At 66.5% G+C, this 19003-nt stretch carries 18 protein-coding genes and 2 tRNA genes; 18 read left to right on the forward strand and 2 right to left on the reverse strand.

The window, feature by feature from the left end; translation table 11 throughout:
• Positions 1-111 precede the first annotated feature (111 nt).
• Positions 112-1305 (forward strand): calcium-binding protein, encoded by a 1194-nt coding sequence (locus IE88_RS0104645; protein ID WP_051881509.1) that lies wholly within the window; start codon positions 112-114, stop codon positions 1303-1305.
• A 141-nt stretch (positions 1306-1446) separates the two neighbouring features.
• A complete protein-coding gene (locus IE88_RS0104650) occupies positions 1447-2448 on the forward strand; it encodes a glycosyltransferase family 2 protein (RefSeq protein ID WP_036766607.1) in 1002 nt (333 codons plus the stop codon).
• Positions 2449-2452: 4 nt separating this feature from the next.
• On the opposite strand, the gene IE88_RS0104655 is transcribed toward IE88_RS0104650, so the two are convergent.
• A tRNA-Leu gene (locus IE88_RS0104655) sits at positions 2453-2539 on the reverse strand.
• A gap of 119 nt (positions 2540-2658) precedes the next feature.
• Between IE88_RS0104655 and IE88_RS0104660 the strand changes: the two genes are divergently transcribed.
• The 3 genes from IE88_RS0104660 to IE88_RS0104670 all read left to right on the forward strand — a co-directional run bounded on the left by IE88_RS0104660 (position 2659) and on the right by IE88_RS0104670 (position 4501).
• A complete protein-coding gene (locus tag IE88_RS0104660; RefSeq protein ID WP_081871439.1) occupies positions 2659-3315 on the forward strand; it encodes an exopolysaccharide biosynthesis protein in 657 nt (218 codons plus the stop codon).
• Positions 3316-3399: 84 nt separating this feature from the next.
• On the forward strand, positions 3400-3933 hold the full coding sequence (locus tag IE88_RS0104665) for a disulfide bond formation protein B (protein ID WP_162178296.1): 534 nt from the start codon (positions 3400-3402) through the stop codon (positions 3931-3933).
• A gap of 10 nt (positions 3934-3943) precedes the next feature.
• Entirely contained in the window at positions 3944-4501 is a 558-nt protein-coding gene (locus tag IE88_RS0104670) for a demethoxyubiquinone hydroxylase family protein (protein ID WP_031550884.1), read from the forward strand.
• A gap of 10 nt (positions 4502-4511) precedes the next feature.
• Here IE88_RS0104670 and IE88_RS0104675 read toward each other — a convergent pair whose 3' ends face one another.
• On the reverse strand, positions 4512-4817 hold the full coding sequence (locus IE88_RS0104675) for a YciI-like protein (protein WP_031550886.1): 306 nt from the start codon (positions 4815-4817) through the stop codon (positions 4512-4514).
• A gap of 221 nt (positions 4818-5038) precedes the next feature.
• Between IE88_RS0104675 and IE88_RS0104680 the strand changes: the two genes are divergently transcribed.
• The 13 genes from IE88_RS0104680 to IE88_RS0104740 all read left to right on the forward strand — a co-directional run bounded on the left by IE88_RS0104680 (position 5039) and on the right by IE88_RS0104740 (position 18965).
• A complete protein-coding gene (locus tag IE88_RS0104680; RefSeq protein WP_031550888.1) occupies positions 5039-5704 on the forward strand; it encodes a 50S ribosomal protein L25/general stress protein Ctc in 666 nt (221 codons plus the stop codon).
• A gap of 140 nt (positions 5705-5844) precedes the next feature.
• Positions 5845-6543, forward strand: coding sequence for an aminoacyl-tRNA hydrolase (gene pth, locus IE88_RS0104685; protein ID WP_031550891.1), 699 nt, complete (start codon positions 5845-5847; stop codon positions 6541-6543).
• A 6-nt stretch (positions 6544-6549) separates the two neighbouring features.
• Positions 6550-7647: a redox-regulated ATPase YchF gene (gene ychF, locus IE88_RS0104690; protein ID WP_031550894.1), complete on the forward strand. Its 1098-nt coding sequence runs from the start codon at positions 6550-6552 to the stop codon at positions 7645-7647.
• Entirely contained in the window at positions 7647-8234 is a 588-nt protein-coding gene (locus tag IE88_RS0104695) for a rhomboid family intramembrane serine protease (RefSeq protein WP_036766611.1), read from the forward strand. Before ychF ends, IE88_RS0104695 begins: the two co-directional genes overlap by 1 nt.
• Before the next feature lie 106 nt (positions 8235-8340).
• Complete coding sequence (locus tag IE88_RS16305) at positions 8341-9552, forward strand: glycosyltransferase (RefSeq protein ID WP_036766613.1); 1212 nt, start codon at positions 8341-8343, stop codon at positions 9550-9552.
• A 60-nt stretch (positions 9553-9612) separates the two neighbouring features.
• Positions 9613-10773: a TRAP transporter substrate-binding protein gene (locus IE88_RS0104705; protein WP_051881510.1), complete on the forward strand. Its 1161-nt coding sequence runs from the start codon at positions 9613-9615 to the stop codon at positions 10771-10773.
• 12 nt (positions 10774-10785) lie between these two features.
• Positions 10786-11370, forward strand: a complete 585-nt coding sequence (locus IE88_RS0104710) for a TRAP transporter small permease subunit (protein ID WP_051881511.1) — start codon at positions 10786-10788, stop codon at positions 11368-11370.
• Positions 11370-12983: a TRAP transporter large permease gene (locus tag IE88_RS0104715; RefSeq protein WP_051881512.1), complete on the forward strand. Its 1614-nt coding sequence runs from the start codon at positions 11370-11372 to the stop codon at positions 12981-12983. The genes IE88_RS0104710 and IE88_RS0104715 overlap by 1 nt, the downstream gene beginning before the upstream one ends.
• 38 nt (positions 12984-13021) lie before the next feature.
• Positions 13022-13111: transfer RNA gene (locus IE88_RS0104720), tRNA-Ser, on the forward strand.
• A gap of 1001 nt (positions 13112-14112) precedes the next feature.
• Positions 14113-14886, forward strand: a complete 774-nt coding sequence (locus IE88_RS17785) for a glycosyltransferase family 4 protein (protein ID WP_162178297.1) — start codon at positions 14113-14115, stop codon at positions 14884-14886.
• A gap of 33 nt (positions 14887-14919) precedes the next feature.
• Positions 14920-15165, forward strand: coding sequence for a hypothetical protein (locus IE88_RS0104730; protein WP_031550911.1), 246 nt, complete (start codon positions 14920-14922; stop codon positions 15163-15165).
• A 353-nt stretch (positions 15166-15518) separates the two neighbouring features.
• Positions 15519-17744, forward strand: coding sequence for a response regulator (locus IE88_RS0104735; RefSeq protein WP_162178298.1), 2226 nt, complete (start codon positions 15519-15521; stop codon positions 17742-17744).
• A 249-nt stretch (positions 17745-17993) separates the two neighbouring features.
• On the forward strand, positions 17994-18965 hold the full coding sequence (locus tag IE88_RS0104740; protein ID WP_031550917.1) for a helix-turn-helix domain-containing protein: 972 nt from the start codon (positions 17994-17996) through the stop codon (positions 18963-18965).
• Positions 18966-19003: the final 38 nt, after the last annotated feature.

Raw genomic sequence — 19003 nt, forward strand, 5'->3', positions numbered from 1 at the left:
GGTACTGTGACCGGTTCTTGCAGAGACCCGGAACACGGTTGAACTTGAACGTGTTTTCTTTGGATGGCGCCCGGCCCACCGGGTGACGAGGGCAGCGAGGATAGAATTGCGATGGCGACGATCAATGGCACCCCGGGCGACGAAGAACTCATCGGCACCGCAGAGGCCGACATCCTCACCGGCGAAGGCGGCAATGACACGCTCCGCGGCGAGGACGGCGACGATACTCTCAATGGCGGCGCTGGCGCGGACGTCCTGACGGGCGGGAACGGCGCGGATGTCTTCCAGCTCAGCACGGGCGAGACCGGCGACGTCATCACCGATTTCGCACTCGAGGACGAGATCTTCTTCCTCGGCGGCCGGCGGTTCAACGGCGAGGCCCTGACGATCTCCACCGTCGGCGGCGACACGCTGCTCGAGATCGACACGGACGGGAACGGCACGCTCGACACGGCGGTCACCTTCACCGGCCCGCTCGAGGGGCAGCTGGTCACCAGCGCCGTGATCAATCCCAATATCTTCGACGAGACGATCTTCTCCTACGACACGACCCGTATCCTCCTCGCCCCCGAAGGCGGCTCGGGCGCGGGCACGGCGGGCGATGACCTCGTTTTCGGCACCGACGCCGCCAATGCGACCGATGGAGGCGCGGGAAGCGACACGCTGATCGGCCTTGGCGGCAATGACACCCTGTCGGGAGAAGGCGGCGTGGACGTCGTCGAGGGCGGCGCCGGCAACGACCTGCTCGAGGGCGGCGCGGACCAGGACTTCCTCTTCGGCGGGCTCGATGCAGACACGCTGCTCGGCGGCAGCGGGAGCGATGAGCTCTATGGCGGCGCCGGCAATGACGAGCTCGACGGCGGCATCGGGAACGACGAGCTCTGGGGCGGCACGCAGAACGACGTGCTGCGCGGCGGCGACGGCAGCGACGTGCTTCAGGGCGAAGGCGGGGCCGACAGCCTTTTCGGCGGCGATGGCAATGACGGTATCTTCGGCGGGGGAAGCGCGGACTTCCTCGAAGGCGGCGCGAACAATGACCGCCTCAGAGGCGATGCCGGCAATGATGTGATCTTTGGCGACATGGAAGATGGAAGCGGCACAGGCGGCAGCGACACCATCTTCGGCGGCGACGGCGACGATTCGCTCTACGGTCAGGACGGCGACGACACGATCTACGGCGATGACGGGTCCGACGTGATCGAAGGCGGCGCCGGCAATGATCTGCTGATCGGCGATGGGGGCTCTGCCAGCTCCTCCATGCCGGGCGGCGATCCAGCGACCGCCGATGATGGCGGGGCCGTCTGAACGGCCTTTCCCTCACCTTCCGACGGTGCTGGCGGGATTTTAATTGCGAGGACAGGGCCGAAATTTACCCTGCCGAGGAATTGATCCCGCCTCGCCGCTTGCATAGGCGCGGACGGCTAATGCGGCTGGAGGCGCCGAGGCGTGGATAAAGACGAACGCGCTGCGGTGACCGTGGTCATCGTCAGCTATAACGCAGCGGCGCAACTCCCGCGCTGCCTCGACGCGCTCTCCGTGCAGACCGCCACCGGCTTCGACGTGATTGTCGTCGACAATGCGTCGATCGACGGTTCCGTGGACATCGCAGCGGACCATCCTCTGGCGGTGACGCTCATCCGCTCGGACAAGAACCTCGGCTTCGCTGCCGCGAACAATCTCGCTGCGAAGCAGGCGCGCGGCGAGTGGATCGCTCTCCTCAATCCGGATGCCTATCCCGAACCCGACTGGCTCGACAGGCTCCTCGCCGCGACCGAGCGCCACCCCGGCGTGGATGCCTTCGGGTCGACGCAGGTGGATGCGCATGACCCCTCGCGCCTCGACGGCCTCGGCGACGGCTATTTCTTCGCCGGGCTCCCCTATCGCGCGGGGTTCGGGCGTCCGCTGCGCGGCGATCCCGGCGAAGGAGAGGTCTTCGGTCCCTGCGCCGCGGCCGCGCTGTGGCGGAAATCGCGCTTCCTCGAGCTCGGCGGCTTCGAGGAGCGCTTCTTCTGCTACGGGGAGGATGTCGACCTCGCCTTCCGCCACAGGCTTTCGGGGGGCCGGGCCGTGCAGGTCGGCAGCGCGAAGGTCCGGCATGAGGGTTCCGGCATTTCCGGCCGCAGAAGCGATTTCACGACCTATCACGGGCATCGCAACAGGGTCTGGACCTATCTGCGGGACATGCCGCGGGGGCTGCTCCTGGCGAGCCTGCCCTTCCATCTCGCAGCCAATCTCTACCTCGTGCCCCGCCTCGCGCTGGCGGGGCAGCTTCAGCCCTATCTGCGGGCTCTGCGGGACGCCGTGCGCGGGATGAAGCCCTTCCTCGAAGAGCGGCGGGAGCTGCATCGCGAGGCGCGGGGAGAAAAGGCGCGGATCGCCCATACCCTCACCTGGTCGCCTCTGGCCCTGCTGGCCCGCCGCCCGAAGATCTGGTCGCCGAAGCCCTAGGGAATGGTACGGGTGGTCGGGATCGAACCGACACTCTGTCTCCAGAACCGGATTTTGAGTCCGGCGCGTCTACCAATTCCGCCACACCCGCATACGCGCCCGCTTTAGAGGCTTCGGCGCGCGGAGGGAACAGGCGGCACGCCGATTGAAAGGATCCTGCGGCCGCTCTAGGCGGAGGCGGGCGGATCCGGCGCCCCGAGGAAAAGCTCCATGAGCACGAAGACCGATCAGCAGGACCAGGCCGGGCACCGCGACGGCGGCGTGACGGCGCTGCTCGACGCCACGCTCGACCGGCTGGCGCAGCGGCGCGGAGAGGACGGCGAAGTCAGTCTCGGCACCTTGCTCGACGAGCTCGACGAGCGGGCCTTCGGGCTCCTTCTCCTCGTCCTGGCCCTGCCCTGCTGCATCCCGCTCCTGTGGGGCATTCCCCAGATCGTCGCCCTGCCAATGCTCGCCATCGCCTTCCAGATCGCGCGGGGGCGAGAGCATCCCTGGCTGCCCGAAGCCTTGCGGCAGCGCCGCTTTGCCGTGTCGGGCATGCACGGCGTGGTGCGGCGGGCCCAGCGCTATCTCGGCTGGGCCGAGAGGCTGGCGAGGCCGCGCCTGAACCGGCTGACCGAAGGGGTGGGCCTGCGCATTGTCGGGTTCCTCCTCCTGATCCCGACGGCCTCGATCCTCGTGCCGCTTCCCTCGACAAATACCGCCCCAGGCATAGGGGTCGCGATCGCGTCGGTCGGCCTTCTGGAACGCGATGGCCTCCTCGTTCTCCTCGGCCTCCTCTTCGGCCTCGCCTGGGTGATGCTCCTCGTGTTTCTCGGGGCCGAGGCCATCGCCTTCGCCAAGGGGCTTGTCTTCGGCACGCCCTGACTGCGACCATAGCGCGCTGCGACGGGACACCGTCTTCTCCGCTGGCGCCTCGCCGCGCAGCCTGAGCCTATGGAGCGTTTGCTGATGTCGTTGACCGTCCCGAAGCGGGCCTCGGTCCTGAGCCTCGTGGCGAGCGCCATGCTGCTCGCGGGGGCGCACGCCTTCGAGCGGTTCGGCGGGCTCGCCCCCTGCCTCCTCTGCCTCGATCAGCGCGAAGTGCACTGGACAGCGGCGACGGTGGCGCTCGGCCTGCTCGTGCTGGCGCAGATGGGCGCCCGGCGGGCCGTGGCCGCGGGCCTTGGCGGCCTCGCGCTGATCTATCTCTTCTCGGCCGGCCTCGCGGGCTATCACGCCGGCGTCGAATGGGACTTCTGGCCGGGTCCCGCGGGCTGCGCGGCGGGCAATGCGCCCGCGGCCTTCACGCCGGACCAGCTCATCGCAGGCCTTTCGGCCCCCGGTTCGGGCCCCGCCTGCTCCGAGGCGGCCTGGCGGCTCTTCGGCATCTCGATGGCAGGATACAACGCGCTGATATCGCTCGTGCTCGCTGGGCTCACGGCCGGGGCCTGCGCTGTCTTCGCGCGGGGCATGGGTCTGGACGCGCGGCACGTCGCAGCCTAGCTCGGAAGCCATGGATACGCTGAACCCGCCCGCCCCCGCAGGGCCCACGGACCGCCGCACCGAGGAGATGCTGCGCGTCGACCATGCCGGCGAATACGGCGCGGTCGCGATCTATAAGGGCCAGCGCGCGGTCTTCGCTCGGCTTCCGCACAAGGCCCGCCTCGCGGCCCTCCTCGAAGAGATGGAGGACGGCGAGCAGCACCATCTCGCCGCCTTCGACCGCCTGCTGACGGAGCGGCGGGTCCGCCCCACCCTGCTCGGCCCTCTCTGGAATGCCGCGGGATACGCGCTCGGCGCGGGCACGGCGCTGATGGGCGAGAAGGCGGCCATGGCCTGCACCTCGGCCGTCGAAAGCGTAATCGAAGGCCACTATCAGGAGCAGGTCGACGAACTCGGCCCGCGCGAGCCGGAACTGTCAGCGACCTTCGCCCAGTTCCGCGAGGACGAGCTCGAGCATCACGACACGGCGATCGAGGAAGGCGCGGAGGACGCGCCGGGCTATCGCCTCCTCAGCGGCGTCATCAAGGCGGGCTGCCACGCGGCGATCCGGATCTGCCAGAAGGTCTGATCTTCGCGGCTCAGGCGAGGCCCTGTCCCAGAGGCTCGCTTGCCGCGCTCCCGACGACGGTCTGCCACTCCCGGATACTGAAGCGCCGGACCAGCCCTTCGGCCACGTAAGGGTCCGACCGCGCGAAGGCTTCGGCGCGTTCCGCCGTCGTGAAGACGAGCAGCGCGGTATCGCTGGGACCGGTCAGCGCGCCGCCGAGGAGGAGTTCGCCCGCATCGGCGGCGGCCCCCGCCAGCGCGAGATGCTCGGCGCGGAAGGCCTCGCGCCGGTCCATGTAATCCTCGGCGAGATCGTAGATGAGAAGGAAATGGGCCATGCGCGGTCGCTCCCTGCGCTCTGCTCGTCCTGCCCGCCAGAGTAGAGGACGCCGGCGGCCCGTCCAGCGCCTGCCGCCGCAAGGCCCTTGCCCGATGCGAAACCCGCCTCTATGAGCCGCGCTTTCAGGTGCAACCGGGGCGCCGCCGATCGCCAGTCGGCCGCGCCTCTTGCGTCGAGGGCGGCGGAACCGCTTGCGGCGTAACGAGAGGAGTTCTGGCCATGAGCGATCCCTTTATCTTCGAATGCGAACTGCGCAAGCGCGCGGGCACGGGCGGCAGCCGCGCAGTGCGCCGCGATGGCTGGGTTCCGGCCGTGCTCTATGGCGGCGGCGAAGAGCCCGCCAACATCAAGCTGCGCTATAACGAGGTCCTGAAGGCCTATCAGACGGGCCGCCTGATCGACGTGCTGTCGAAGATCCAGGTCGACGGCAAGGACCAGCAGGTGATCGGCCGCGACATCCAGGTCGACCCGGTCAAGGACCTGCCGATGCATGTCGACATGATGCGCGTTTCCGAACGCACGCGCGTCACGGTCAACGTGCCCGTCCGCTTCCTCAACGAAGAAGACTGCCCGGGCCTCAATGCCGGCGGCGTCCTCAACGTCGTCCGCTTCGAAGTCGAGGTCGAAGCGCCCGCCACCCGCATTCCCGAGGCGCTGGAAGTCGACCTCAAGGACGCCGAGGTCGGCGACGCGATCCATATCTCCGCGGTCACCCTGCCCAAGGGCGTCGAGCTGACGATCACGGACCGCGACTTCACCGTCGCGACCATCGCCGCCCCGGCCGTCGAAGCCGCCGAGAGCGATGAGGACGAAGGCGACGAGGACGAGACCACCGAAGTGATCGAGGGCCCCGAAGGCGCCGAGATCGACACCGACGACGAGTAAATCGTTCCTCAGCGCCATCGCGGCGCTGCGAGATGACTCCCCGAAGGGCGCGGCGGTCTTCCGCCGCGCCCTTTGCGTTCCGCCGCCTCCGATCCGGCTTGCCGCTTGAACGACGGCCCCCTCCTCCGTAAGCGCGCGCCATGATCCTCCTCGTCGGCCTCGGCAATCCTGACGCGAAATATGCGGGCAACCGGCACAATGCCGGCTTCATGGCCGTCGATGCCATCGCGGAGCGCCAGGGCTTCGGGCCCGAGCGCAAGAAATTCCGCGGCCTCCTGCGGGAGGGGCGCCTTGGCACCGAGAAGGCGCTGATCCTCAAGCCGCTGACCTACTACAATGAAAGCGGCCGCTCGGTCGGCGAGGCGGCGCAGTTCTACAAGCTCGCGCCGGAGGACATCGTCGTCTTCCATGACGAGATCGACCTCGCCCCCGCCAAGCTGCGCGTGAAGCAGGGCGGCGGCCTCGCCGGCAATAACGGGCTGCGCTCGATCGCGGCGCAGCTCAGCCCCGATGTCTGGCGCGTGCGCATCGGCGTCGGCCATCCCGGCGACAAGCGCGCGGTGACGGCGCATGTCCTCAAGGATTTCGCCAAGGAAGAGCGCGAGGGCTGGCTCGCCGACATGCTGGACGGCATCGGCCGCGCCGCGCCGCATCTCGTGCCTCTGTCCAAGGACAACGCCGCCCGCTTCGCTTCCGCAGTCCACCAGCCCGGCGGCAGGGAGGAGCCCGCGAAGAAGGCGCCGGAACCCAAGGCCGAGATGCCGAAGCGCGAAGCGAAGACAGCCCCTTCCAACCCCTTCAGCGAGGCGCTACGCGCCCTGACCGGCAAGAAGGAGTAGCGCGTCATGGGGTTCAAGTGCGGGATCGTCGGCCTGCCCAATGTGGGCAAGTCCACCCTGTTCAACGCGCTGACCAAGACGGCTGCGGCGCAGGCGGCGAATTACCCCTTCTGCACGATCGAGCCGAATGTGGGCGATGTCGCGGTGCCCGAGCCGCGCCTTGGCAAGCTCGCCGAGATCGCGGGCAGCGCCGAGATCATTCCCTCGCGCCTGCAATTCGTCGACATTGCGGGCCTTGTGAAGGGCGCGTCCAAGGGCGAGGGCCTCGGCAACCAGTTCCTCGCCAATATCCGCGAGGTTGACGCCGTGGCCTATGTGCTGCGCTGCTTCGAGGATGACGACGTCACCCATGTCGAAGGCCGGGTCGATCCCATCGCCGATTACGAGACGGTCGAGACCGAGCTGATGCTCGCCGACCTCGAAAGCCTCGAAAAGCGCCGGGCGAACCTCGAAAAGCGCGCCAAGGGCCAGGACAAGGAGGCGAAGGAGACGCTCGTCCTCGTCGACCTCGCCCTCGCCGAGCTGCGCGAAGGGCGCCCCGCCCGCGCCGCCGACGTGCCCGAGGACCAGGAACGCGCCTTCAAGGGCCTGCAGCTCCTGACCAGCAAGCCGGTCCTCTTCGTCGCCAATGTCGATGAGGAAAGCGCCGGGGAGGGCAATGCCTATTCGCAGCGCGTCGAGGAACGCGCGGGCGAGGAGCATGCCGTCGCCGTCACGATCAGCGCCAAGATCGAGGCCGAACTCGCCACCCTCGACGACGAGGAAGCGGCCGAATACCTCTCCGAGATCGGCCTCGAGGAGCCGGGCCTCAACCGACTGATCCGCGCGGGCTACGACCTTCTGGGGCTTCAGACCTATTTCACCGCAGGGCCCAAGGAGGCGCGCGCCTGGACCGTGCGCAGAGGCGCCCGCGCGCCCGAGGCCGCAGGCGTGATCCACACCGATTTCGAGAAGAAGTTCATTCGCGCCGAAACCATCTCCTATGACGACTACGTCTCGCTCGGCGGCGAGGCCGGCGCCAAGGAAGCGGGCAAGCAGCGCATCGAGGGCAAGGATTACGAGGTCCGCGACGGGGACGTGATGCATTTCCGGACGGGCGCCTGATGGGCATAGGACCCGAGGCGGCCCCTCTCGCCTGGACGCTTCTCCTCGTCACCACGCTGGCGAGCCTCTACGGCCTGATGGTCGATCAGAGCTTCATCCGCGGCGGCATCTTCAATGTCGGGGCGGTCCGGCGCGGACAGTGGCATCGCATGGTCACGCCGGCATTCCTGCATGCCGATCTCGGGCATCTGCTGGTCAACATGCTGACCCTCTACTTCTTCGGGCCCGCCGTCGAGGTGATCTACGGAACGGGCGGGTTCGCCCTCCTCTATCTCGGCAGCCAGCTCGCGGCGCAGGGCTACACGCTCAGCCGCAAGGGGTCCGATCCCGACTACAACGCGCTCGGGGCCTCGGGCGCGGTGTCGGGCATCGTTCTCGCCTTCTGCATCTATGCCCCGCTGGCGAACCTCTACCTGTTCTTCGCCATCCCCGTTCCGGCTTTCCTCTTCGGCGCGGGCTATATCGCCTATTCCTCCTTCGCCATGGGCGGGAAGGGCCGCGTCGCGCACGAGGCGCATCTCGGCGGAGCGATCGGCGGCGCGATCCTTGCCTTGCTCCTGCCCACGGCGCCCGGCCTGGCCGGGTAACGGAACTTCCGCCGTTCGCGAGGTGTCGCTGCACTTGGCAGTGACCCTGTTGCGGGAAGACAGCTAACATGCCGCCCTGGCAGGGGCGGCGAGGACGCAGGACAGCATGACCGAGACCAAGCACGGGCTGCAGAACCTCTTCGGAATGCCCGAAGAGGAAAAGACGCCGCAGCGAGAGACCGAAGCGCCGTCCGACAGCGGGACAGCCGGTGCCGAGCCGTCCGTGCCGACGATCGAGGGCGTCTCGAACCCCGTCCTCACGCCCCAGCCAGAGCCGAGCGAGCCCTTCCCGGTGACGCCGGCAGCCCCGCAGGAGGCGCCCGCCCGCCCCTCGCCCGCCCCGGCGGCCCGGACGGGCACCGCCACCTTGTCCTGCGTCGTATTGGCCCTGTCCGGCTGGGCGGCGGCCCGCCGCACGCTCGAAGCGCTGCGGGCGCAGACGCAGGCGGGGCGGATCGAACTGATCGCCGTCGGCATCAATGCGCTGACGGATGCCGAGGCGGGAGAGGAATTCGCCGCCGTCCGCACGCTCGTCCTCGACAGGGGCGTCTCCTGGGCGGACGCGGCGGCAGCGGGACTCCTGGCCGCGAATGGCCAGCTCGTCGCGCTGCTCGACGATTACGCCTTTCCTGCCCGCGACTGGGCCGAACACGTGCTCACCCACCAGAACGATCGCTTCGCCGCCCTCGGCTCGTCCCTGTCCAACGCCAATCCCCGCTCGCGCTATTCCTGGGCGAACATGCTGCTGGAGAACGGGCGGTGGCGCGAGGGAATGCATGGGGGCGAGGTGGATGCGCTGCCGGCGCGGAACCTCGTCTTCCGGCGCGACGCCCTCGCCCCGCTCAGCGACGAGCTGCCCCGCCTTCTGCGCAAGGAGGGCGCGCTGGTCCGGCATCTGAGAGAGAGCGGCCAGCCGCTGAAGATGGAGGACGAGGCGCTGATCGGCATCCTCAACCCCTCGACCTTCAACGCCACCTTGAAAGCCCGCTTCGCCGAGGGCCGCCTTGCCGCCGCCAGCGAGGGGCACCGGATGAGCGGCGCCAAACGCATCGCCAAGGCGCTGCCGGCGCTGTTCTCGCCCTATCCCCGCTATCGCCGGGAGAAGACGCGGCTGTTCCTCGGCGGCGACGTCTCGGTCAATCCCAAGACCCATGGCCGCGCCGTCCTCCTCGGCATGATGTCCGAAGGCGCGGGGCGCGCGGCGGGCTATCTACGCGGCCCGGGCAAGGCGGAGCGGGTCAAGGATGCCCTGACCCGGAACAGGGCCCAGCATCTCAGCAAGACCGACCGGCGCCAGTTCGCCGCCCGCCGCGACTGACGCGCCATTCCCGCCCCGGAAAGCCGTGCTAGGCTTTCGCCAAAGAATCGAGGGCAGGAAATGACCGAGAGCGCGAAGGGCCGAGAAACCGGCCCGCAGCTCAGCCGCAGAAAGCTGCTCAAGACGGGCGCGCTGGCCGCGCCGCTGGCGCTGGCGGGCTGCGACTGCGCCGAGCGCTGCGGCGCCGCGGCGCCCGCCATCACCGGCCGCGCCGTCCGCTCGCGCGAGCTGAAGATGGTCACGACCTGGCCCAAGGATTTCCCCGGCCTCGGCGACGCGGCCGAGCGGACGGCCGAATTCATCACCCAGATGTCGGGCGGTGCCCTCAGGGTGCGGGTCTTCGCGGCAGGAGAGCTCGTCGGCGCCTTCGACGCCTTCGACACGGTGTCGGGCGGCGCAGCCGACCTCTATCATGGCGCGGACTATTACTGGACGGGTAAGAGCCGGGCCTATCCCTTCTTCACCGCCGTCCCCTTCGGCATGACCGCGGTCGAGCAGATGGGTTGGACCGAGGCGGGCGGCGGCCAGCAATTGTGGGACGAGCTGGCCGCGCAGTTCCGCATCAAGCCCTTCGCAGCGGGCAATACCGGCCATCAGATGGGCGGCTGGTTCCGCGAGGAGATCGAGACCCTCGACGATCTGCGCGGCCTCGTCATCCGCATGCCGGGCCTTGGCGGCGAGGTCATGCGCCGCGCCGGCGCCTCGCCCGTCAACATTCCCGGCGGCGACCTCTACCAGTCGCTCCAGTCCGGACGGATCGACGCGACCGAATGGGTCGGGCCGTGGAACGACCTCGCCTTCGGCTTCTACCGCGAAGCGGAATATTACTACTGGCCGGGCTTTCACGAACCCTCGGCGCAGCTCTCGATCGGGCTGAACCTCGATGTCTGGGAGGACATGACCCTCCAGGAACGCGCCATCATCGAGAACGCGGCCCGCGCGGCGAACCATCTCAGCCTCGCCGAATACGCCACCCGAAATGCCCGTGCGCTCGAAGTGCTCGTCGAGGAGCACGGCGTGAAGCTGCGCCGCATGCCCCGAGACGTGCTCGACGCCCTGGCGCAGGCGACGCGGGAGGTTCTGGACGAAGTCGCCGCGTCTTCCGAAATCGCGGGCCGGATCGCCGAGAGCTACCGGTCGAGCATGCGCCGGAGCGCGGCCTGGAACACGGTCGCCGACGAGGCCTATCTCGCCGCGCGGCGGCGCAGCTTCGACCTCTAGCCGGGGGGCGGCATGCTGATCGCGCTCATGGTCCTCTTCGCCGGTCTCCTCGCCGCGCTGCCGCTCGCGGCGCTGCGATCCGGCGCCGCGGCAAGGCTCGCGCATCAGCTGGCGGGGCCCGCCCGCGCCGTGGTGACGGGCGCCTTCTGGATCTCCTGCGCCGCCGCCCTCCTCCTCGCCCTCGTGCAGATGGCGGTCGTGGTCCTGCAATCGGTCTTCGCGCTCAGCGTCATCGCCCTGCAGGAGAGCACGCTCTACCTCTTCGGTGCCATGTTCCTGCTCGCAGGCGGCGCGGCGCTCCTCGCGGACGAACATGTGCGGGTCGACGTCTTCTATACCCGCTGGGGCGCGCGGCGGCGGGCGCTGGTCGACCTTGCGGGCCTTACGGTCTTCGTCCTGCCGGTCTGCGCGCTGATCGTCATCGCGGCGGGCCCTTACGTCGCGGCGAGCTGGGCCGAACTCGAACGCTCGCCGGAGCCCTCCGGCATCCATCTCGTCTACCTCCTCAAGACGCTCATTCCCGCCTTCGGGATTGTCCTCGCCCTCGCCGCCTTCGTCCGGATGGAGGCGCTCGTCCGGGCGCTGAAGGCGCGCTGATGTTCGATGAGCTGATCCTGTGCCTCTGCGCCTGCGCGACCTGGCTCGACATCGCCATGGTGATCACGCTCTGCGCCCTGCTGCTGATGGGCTTCCCGGCGGCCTTCACGCTTGCGGGCGTCGCGCTGCTCTACGGCCTTCTGGGGCTCTCCATCGGCGCCTTCGACGCCGCCTTCATCGCCGAGCCCTTCCCCATACGGATCTTCGGCATCGTCAGGAACCAGGTCCTTCTCGCCGTCCCCCTCTTCATCCTGATGGGCGTCATCCTCGAGCGGTCCGGCATCGCCGAGCGCCTTCTCGACACCATGGCGCGCCTCTTCGGGTCTCTGCGCGGCGGGCTCGGCCTCTCGGTCATGGTGGTGGGGGCGCTTCTGGCCGCCTCGACCGGCATTGTCGGGGCGACCGTCGTCACAATGGGCCTTCTCAGCCTGCCGACCATGCTGCGCCGGGGCTATGCCCCTTCGGTCGCGGCAGGCTCGATCGCGGCTGCGGGCACCCTCGGACAGATCATCCCGCCCTCGATCGTGCTCATCCTGCTCGGCGACGTCATGTCCAACGCCTATCAGGAGAGCCAGCTGCGCCAGGGCGTCTTCGCGCCGGAAACCGTGTCGGTCGGCGACCTCTTCGCGGGCGCCCTCCTGCCCGGCCTCGTCCTGGTCGGGTTCTACATGCTCTATCTGATCGGGCTCGCCATCTTCAGGGGCGAGAAGACGCCGGCCGTGCCGCCGGAGGACCGCTTCGCATTCAGGCAGGGCATTGCGGCTGCGCTGCGCACGCTTCCCGCGCCGCTGATCCTCATCGTCGTCGTGCTCGGCTCGATCCTGGCAGGCGTCGCGACAGCGACCGAGGCGGCGGCCGTCGGCGCCGTCGGCGCCCTCCTCATCGCGGGCTCGGGCACGCAGGTCGCCGAAGGCCTGCCAAAGCAGCTCTCGCGCCTGGGGCTTCTGGCTTTCGGCGTCCTCGCCGTCATGCCTTTCCTCTTCGACCTGCGCCTCGGGCGGGACGAGAGCCAGGACGTCAACACGCTCGCGATCGCCGTCGCGATGATCGCCTGCGCGGGCCTCGCCATCGGCGTTCTCGCCGCGATCTTTGCCCTCTTTGCGCGCGGGCTCCTCCGCCCGGTCCTCGTCAAGACGACCGAGGTGACGGCCATGGTCTTCACGATCCTGATCGGCGCGGCCCTCTTCACGCTGGTCTTCCGGGGGCTCGGCGGCGACGAGACGGTGGCGAACGCTCTCGCCGCGACGCCCGGCGGCGTCGTCGGGGCGGTGATCGCGGTCATGCTCGTCATGTTCGTGCTCGGCTTCTTCCTAGACTTCATCGAGATCACGCTGGTCGTCGTCCCGCTTGTCGCCCCGGCGCTTCTCACCCTCGGGCTCGATCCGGTCTGGCTCGGCGTGATGATGGCGGTGAACCTCCAGACGAGCTTCCTCACCCCGCCCTTCGGCTTCGCCCTCTTCTACCTGCGCGGCGTGGCCCCGCCCGAGCTGCCGACCACCGCGATCTATAAGGGCGCGCTGCCCTTCGTCGCCATCCAGATCGTCATGCTCGCCCTCCTCGCCGCCGCCCCTGGCCTCGCCACCTGGCTGCCCGGGCGCCTCTATGGCGGCTGATTGCGAAGCGCGCGCCCAAAGGCTAGAGCGCTCCCGCCGGAGGAGTGGCTGAGCGGTCGAAAGCGGCGGTCTTGAAAACCGTTGGGCGTTCACGCGTCCCGGGGGTTCGAATCCCTCCTCCTCCGCCATGCTCTATATGAACACTGCATAGTTAGACGTCTCCCAGCCCGTCTACGCGTTTGGCCTCAAGTGGACCCCGGGCTCTTCCTGTATCGTCCGCACCCTCATCAAGCTTACCGCTCCCGCTCCTTCAGCGAGTTCGCCTAAACGCCCGACGCCAGCACCTCGCCGCGCATCCGCATCAGCTCGGCCTCAATAAAGCGGCAAAGGGCCTTCCGCTCGGCCGCGCTCTTCACGTGCTTCGCCATAGCGGCGCGCAGGAGGGCGCGGCCTCGAGCGATCCACCATCTGTCGACCCCCGCAAGGGTGCGCTGGCAGGCGGGCTGCTGAGGAAGCTCCCTCTTGTTCGATGGGCTGTAGGTTCCGCGCCTTCCGCTCATGAGAACGGACGTAGAACACGGAGGGGCGCGCGGCTTGAGTGAGTTTTCCCGAACCATGGCCCGACCGTGAGCGAAACTGTCCGTTGGGGCTGAGCTGAACTGTCATTGTCCGGCGTCGCGCGATTGTGACACCAATGCGGCAGGGCAAGGGGCAATGCGAAATGGTCAAGTCTCATGGGACGATGCTGACCATTGCGCTCGTCTTGAGCGTCTCAGTCCTCGCTGCATTGCTGCGCCACGGCATAGAACGAGTGAAATGAGGGGGCATGACCAAATTCTCGATAGGAACAGTTACTGACACACAACGCGTAAAGGCGGGGGTTCTATATGAAGATTATGGCTTAGAAAAGGTTAGCTACGGGCTCCTAGCAAGGAACGCATCCTTTTCTAAATGCATGTCGATCAATGGATCTAAGTTATTTCGATCGTCAAAGAACCTCCATCAATTCCCACTTGTAGCACCTAGCAAATCTGATTTTGTACACACATTTAATCAGATACCTTTGAATGGACGATTTATTGTAAGCTTTGAGTCGGAATTCCCCCGCCTACTAGGGAACCCAACAAATTCAGCAATGTCGTTTGCGTATGACTGCTTGGATTCTCAGAGGTGCTTAGGAATATTCGCCTTGAGCGAAATTGCCCGTGAGGTCGCGGTTCGGCGCGCCCGCCAGTTCGGCAGAGGTGACGTGGCAAACAAAATTCAGGTCTTTCGCGGCGGGATCAGTCAGTACCCCCCTGCTGAAGATCGTCCACAACAGGGACAATTTCGGTTCCTGATTGTCGGCAATCACCTGTTTCATAAAGGCATACAAGGAGTGGTTCGGGCAGTAGAACGGCTACGTGCACGGGGAGCAAACATCCATCTGGACGTAGTTGGCGGGTTCCGGCGTAATCGGATGTATGCAGCTCCTGGTTTCGTGCCCAATCCGGATGAGCAGATAGCCCAATTTAGTGAGAGTGACTGGATAACTTTCCATGGAAAAATTCCTAACCATCAAGTCAAATTCCTCATGGCACAATCTCATCTCTTCCTTCACCCCTCTATCGACGAGTCTTTAGGCTGGGTTGTCGTTGAAGCTGGGTTGCAAGGCCTGCCGAGACTAGCTCTCGACGTTTTCGCTACACGGGAGCTAATACGTAACAGAGTAGATGGGTGGACTATACCTATCGACGTAAACGATTCGCGTCGCTGGTCCTCACTTGGTCGTGCTGGCCCTGAAGAGTGGGACGACCTTCAGTCCTTCATTGCGGAGGAAATCTGCAATTCGATCGAGCCCTGCCTCGACCATGGAGAGCTTTCCAAAATGGGAGCAAGAGCGGCAACTCAAATGTCCAAGCTCTACGGCATCGATCAAGCCTCGAAGAAGCTTGAAGCGATCTATAGCACCGCGGCCCATTAGTCAGCGCACAGAAAAATTTAGATTGGATTCGGGATGTCTTCTATCCTCACAGCAGTGATAGTGGTTTCTAGTGTCGTATCGATATTGGCCATGTCTTTGTTTTTCCTCATTATGATGACAGACGAAAACGCTTCCGGCCTCGAATATGCTAGCGAGTCTGAGATCGTGGCTCAGCGGCCCGGCGACGGCACCCGCATCGCCTTAGCTGCTATTTTCTTTATATTTGCTGCCGTAGGCGTATTAGGCTGTGCAGTATTCTTGATTAAACTAGTGAATTAATCGAAAAATATAAATCACATTACTCTATGACCGGTCCATCGATCTCTCTTAATTCTGTCATAGAACAATCTTTAGCCTATTCGATGTCTTTCGCGACACCCTAGTGCGGCAGTCTTTCATTCGAACTTCGCGCCAACCCTCCGCCACCCGCAACGTGCCAAAAAGCTTGATCGGTCGCTTCGCTCCAGGCGACGCGGAATCCCGCCCTGCCTTTCGTCGGTCAGCGACAGCGAAAGCCGTAAAGATTTCCCGAAGCCAGCGGGCCAGCGCGCCGATAATTCCCGGATGCAATCTTAATCTCTGAGGATCACAAAGCACTCGCTCGTAGAGCGGCCGGGGGGGGAGGCATGGTGATGGATCAGGCGACCGACGAGCGATCCGGGTCCCGGACCGAACCTTCGGGCTATCTGCGCGTCGCACAGGACCTCTTCGTGGCCTATGCCATGATCGTCGTCTGCTTCTGCGCGGTGTCGATCCGCTTGTGGGATACGGCCCCCAAAGCCGTGTCGGTCGGGCCGACCGCACTCGTGCTCCTCATCTTCGCCGTTCGCGTCCCCAAGCTTCTCAAGATCTGGCACGCCGGCGGCGATCATGACGCCGCGAAGGCCCAGTTCGGCTACATGCGCTACGTGGTGCCCCTGATCGGGCTCGGGTGCGGGATCGCCAACTGGATCAACCTCTCCTACACGACCACGGAGGACCTGCTTTTCCTGGCCTTCGCCGTCGGCGTCTCATCGATGACGACTGCGCTGACCCTCAGCTGGATGCCGCGTGTCGGCGTCGCGTCGGTGCTTCTCGCGGCGATCCCCTTCTGCATCGGCATGTTCGTCCAGGGGACGCCCGAAGCGGGCTGGATGACCCTGATGATCGGGCTGATGGTCACGCTCACCGTCACGATGGTCTATCGGCAGAACGCCATGCTGTCCCGCCTGCGGAACGCGGTGCGGACGGAGCGAGAGCTCGACACCGCCCGGAACGCCGTGGCGGTCGCCCAGGCGGCCAGCCGGTCCAAGTCGGCTTTCCTTGCGAATATGAGCCATGAAATCAGGACGCCGATGAACGGCGTCCTCGGCATGTCGGAACTCCTGCTGGCGAGCGATCTGCCGCCGCGCGAGCGCGCCTTCGTCGAAACGATCAACCGGTCGGGCGAGGGCCTCCTGACCATCATCAACGACATCCTCGATTTCTCGAAGATCGAGGCAGGCAAGCTCGAACTCTTCGCCGAACCCTTCGCCCCGCGCGACCTTTGCGAGGACGTGGCGTCGCTTCTGGCCAATAGAGCTCACGAGAAGAACGTCGAGATCGCCGTGCGGTGCAGCCCCGACCTGCCCCCTGCGCTGATCGGCGATGCGCATCGTCTGCGGCAGGTCGTCACGAACCTCGCCGGCAATGCCGTGAAGTTCACCGCTGCAGGACACGTTCTGATCGAGGTGAAGCCCGGCGGGAACGGGCATTGGCGCTTCGAGGTGTCCGATACCGGCATCGGCATAGCGCCGGACAAGCTCGCGCTAATCTTCGACGAATTCAGCCAGGCCGAACAGGCGACCACGAGGCAGTTCGGGGGAACGGGCCTCGGCCTCACCATTTCGAGCCGCCTCATCGAGAGCATGGGCGGCAAGATCGAGGTCGCTTCCGAGGTCGGACGCGGCTCCACATTCTGGTTCGAGCTTCCGCTGGACGTCTCGGACCGGCAAGCGGACAGGCGCGGCGCCCTCGAGCCGATCGGGGCCGGGCGCATCCTTCTCGTCGATGACACCGAGGTGAACCTCGTGATCCTCGAAGAGCAGTGCCGGGAATGGGGCTTGCGGACGGACCGGGCGGCGGGCGGGGCGGAAGCGATCGCGGCGCTCGACGATGCGGCGAGGGAAGGAAACCCTTACGACGTCGTCGTTCTCGACTACCACATGCCGGAGGTGGACGGCCTCGCGGTCGCAGAGCATATCGCCGCGTCCTTCAGGGTGGCTCCGGCTGGGATCGTCGTTCTGTCGTCGGTCGACCGCGACGACGCCTTCGCAGCGTTCAGGGCGCTCGGAGCCAGCGACTGCCTGGTCAAGCCCGTCCGGGCGCGCACCCTTCACGACAGCATTGCGGCCGCCCTCGACGATCGACCGGCCGCTCGGCGGACAGAACCGGCCGAACCGCAGGCGGTGGAAGCGGCCGTGGGAAACCGCCTTCGCGTCCTCGTCGCCGAGGACAACAAGGTGAACCAGATGATCGTCGAGAACTTCATCGACCGGGATCGATACGCGCTCACCTTTGCCGAGGACGGCCTGCAAGCCTGCGAGGCGTTCAAGACGGCGTCATTCGATCTCGTTCTCATGGATGTCTCGATGCCGCACCTCGACGGCCTGAAGGCGACGAAGCGCCTGCGGGCCTATGAGGAGGCGAACGGCATAGAGCGGACACCGATCATTGCCCTGACGGCCCATGCGATCGGCGGGCAAAGGGAGGAGTGTCTCGCTGCCGGCATGGACGATTTCCTGACCAAGCCTATTCGGCGGGACGTGTTGACCGAGACGCTGACGGCCTGGAGCGGACGCAAGAAAGCGGCATCGGGCCGGACGAGAGAAGCGTCCTGACAGCGCTGCCGCCAGCGGTTCGCCAAGCCGAAGCCTCATCCCGCGCGGTCCGCCTCCGCGATGCCCGGCGCGAGCAAGGCGCCGCGGGGCCCGGCACCTGCGCAAAGCCTGCTATGCTCGCTGCCGGCTGAAACAGGTGCCGCCAGGGAAAGAGGGCGACGCGCACCGGGCAAGCCTCGCCTGGCGCTCTTGCTCGGAAACACAGAAGAGCATTATCCTGCCGCTCCTATCGACTGAGGTGTTCGGCGAGTGGACTCCGTTTCCATCCATGACGCTCTTCAGATCCGCCGAGGGCTGTCCGCTGCCCTGCTTGGCGAGGACCCCACGGCTTTCCGGCCCGATGACACCGTCTGCCTGGCCGAACATTTCCGGATGATGGGTCGGCGGAGCCTGGATGCCGACGACGAGGCCTTTTCTCTCTCCGCCCGTCCCATAGCGCAGGGCACCAGCGCCTTCGTGGTCGAGACCCTCGCGCAGGCCAGGAGCTTCGAGGAGGCGCTGCGCACGCTCGCGCGGGTCTACAACCTCGTCCACAATGGCCGCTTCAACACCGTCCATGAGCGCGGCGCGCATCTCGTCTTCGAGATCGACGACAGCAGCTTCCCCTACGCGCCTACCGCCGACGAAGCGGTCAAGCAGGCGGTGATGAAGAGCCTTCTGATCTTCGTTCACGGCGTTCTCGCGACGGCCTGCGGCGAAGAGCTCACACGGGATCTTCGCCTCGTGCGCGCACGCGCCTGCGCACGGGACGGCCTCCTGGATTTCTGGGACTGTCCCGTGCGCAGGGGCGCGCAGGCCTATGCGCTCGAATACGATGCCGCCGCCGCGCAGCGCCCGGTCCGGCGCGGCTTGCGCCTGCGCGAGGTCTTCGACACGATCGATGCGCTGATAGCGAGGCGGGAACGGCAGAGCCGCCAGGTCGATCTCGTCGAACGGGTGCGCCTCCTCCTCGGCGAAGGACGCAGCCAGGCGGAGATCGCTCGGGACAGGGGCATGAGCATCGCCACGCTGAGGCGGCGCCTCTGCGAACGCGGCACGTCGTTCCGCGCGCTCCGGAACGAGGTGCTGGGCCGCCACGCGCTGCGCCTGCTGGAGCAGGGACTGCACGCCGAAGAGGTCGCGCTGCAACTCCACTACGCCGATCTTCGCAGCTTCAACCGCGCCTTCAAGGCCTGGTACGGGACGAGCCCCGGGCGCTATCAGCGAGGCTGCCGCGCCTGAGCGAAACTGTCCATTCAGTTTGCGCCAAGGCGTCATCG

Origin of the sequence: Parvularcula oceani, from assembly GCF_000733125.1 — a bacterium.
Taxonomy (GTDB): domain Bacteria; phylum Pseudomonadota; class Alphaproteobacteria; order Caulobacterales; family Parvularculaceae; genus Parvularcula; species Parvularcula oceani.

Bases quoted from the DNA above. Each gene is read 5' to 3' on its own strand.
- IE88_RS0104645 (WP_051881509.1), top strand. From the start codon at position 112: ATGGCGACGATCAATGGCACCCCGGGCGACGAAGAACTCATCGGCACC.
- IE88_RS0104660 (WP_081871439.1), top strand. From the start codon at position 2,659: ATGAGCACGAAGACCGATCAGCAGGACCAGGCCGGGCACCGCGACGGC.
- IE88_RS0104665 (WP_162178296.1), top strand. From the start codon at position 3,400: ATGTCGTTGACCGTCCCGAAGCGGGCCTCGGTCCTGAGCCTCGTGGCG.
- IE88_RS0104670 (WP_031550884.1), top strand. From the start codon at position 3,944: ATGGATACGCTGAACCCGCCCGCCCCCGCAGGGCCCACGGACCGCCGC.
- IE88_RS0104675 (WP_031550886.1), bottom strand. From the start codon at position 4,817: ATGGCCCATTTCCTTCTCATCTACGATCTCGCCGAGGATTACATGGAC.
- IE88_RS0104680 (WP_031550888.1), top strand. From the start codon at position 5,039: ATGAGCGATCCCTTTATCTTCGAATGCGAACTGCGCAAGCGCGCGGGC.
- pth (WP_031550891.1), top strand. From the start codon at position 5,845: ATGATCCTCCTCGTCGGCCTCGGCAATCCTGACGCGAAATATGCGGGC.
- ychF (WP_031550894.1), top strand. From the start codon at position 6,550: ATGGGGTTCAAGTGCGGGATCGTCGGCCTGCCCAATGTGGGCAAGTCC.
- IE88_RS0104695 (WP_036766611.1), top strand. From the start codon at position 7,647: ATGGGCATAGGACCCGAGGCGGCCCCTCTCGCCTGGACGCTTCTCCTC.
- IE88_RS16305 (WP_036766613.1), top strand. From the start codon at position 8,341: ATGACCGAGACCAAGCACGGGCTGCAGAACCTCTTCGGAATGCCCGAA.
- IE88_RS0104705 (WP_051881510.1), top strand. From the start codon at position 9,613: ATGACCGAGAGCGCGAAGGGCCGAGAAACCGGCCCGCAGCTCAGCCGC.
- IE88_RS0104710 (WP_051881511.1), top strand. From the start codon at position 10,786: ATGCTGATCGCGCTCATGGTCCTCTTCGCCGGTCTCCTCGCCGCGCTG.
- IE88_RS0104715 (WP_051881512.1), top strand. From the start codon at position 11,370: ATGTTCGATGAGCTGATCCTGTGCCTCTGCGCCTGCGCGACCTGGCTC.
- IE88_RS0104730 (WP_031550911.1), top strand. From the start codon at position 14,920: ATGTCTTCTATCCTCACAGCAGTGATAGTGGTTTCTAGTGTCGTATCG.
- IE88_RS0104735 (WP_162178298.1), top strand. From the start codon at position 15,519: ATGGATCAGGCGACCGACGAGCGATCCGGGTCCCGGACCGAACCTTCG.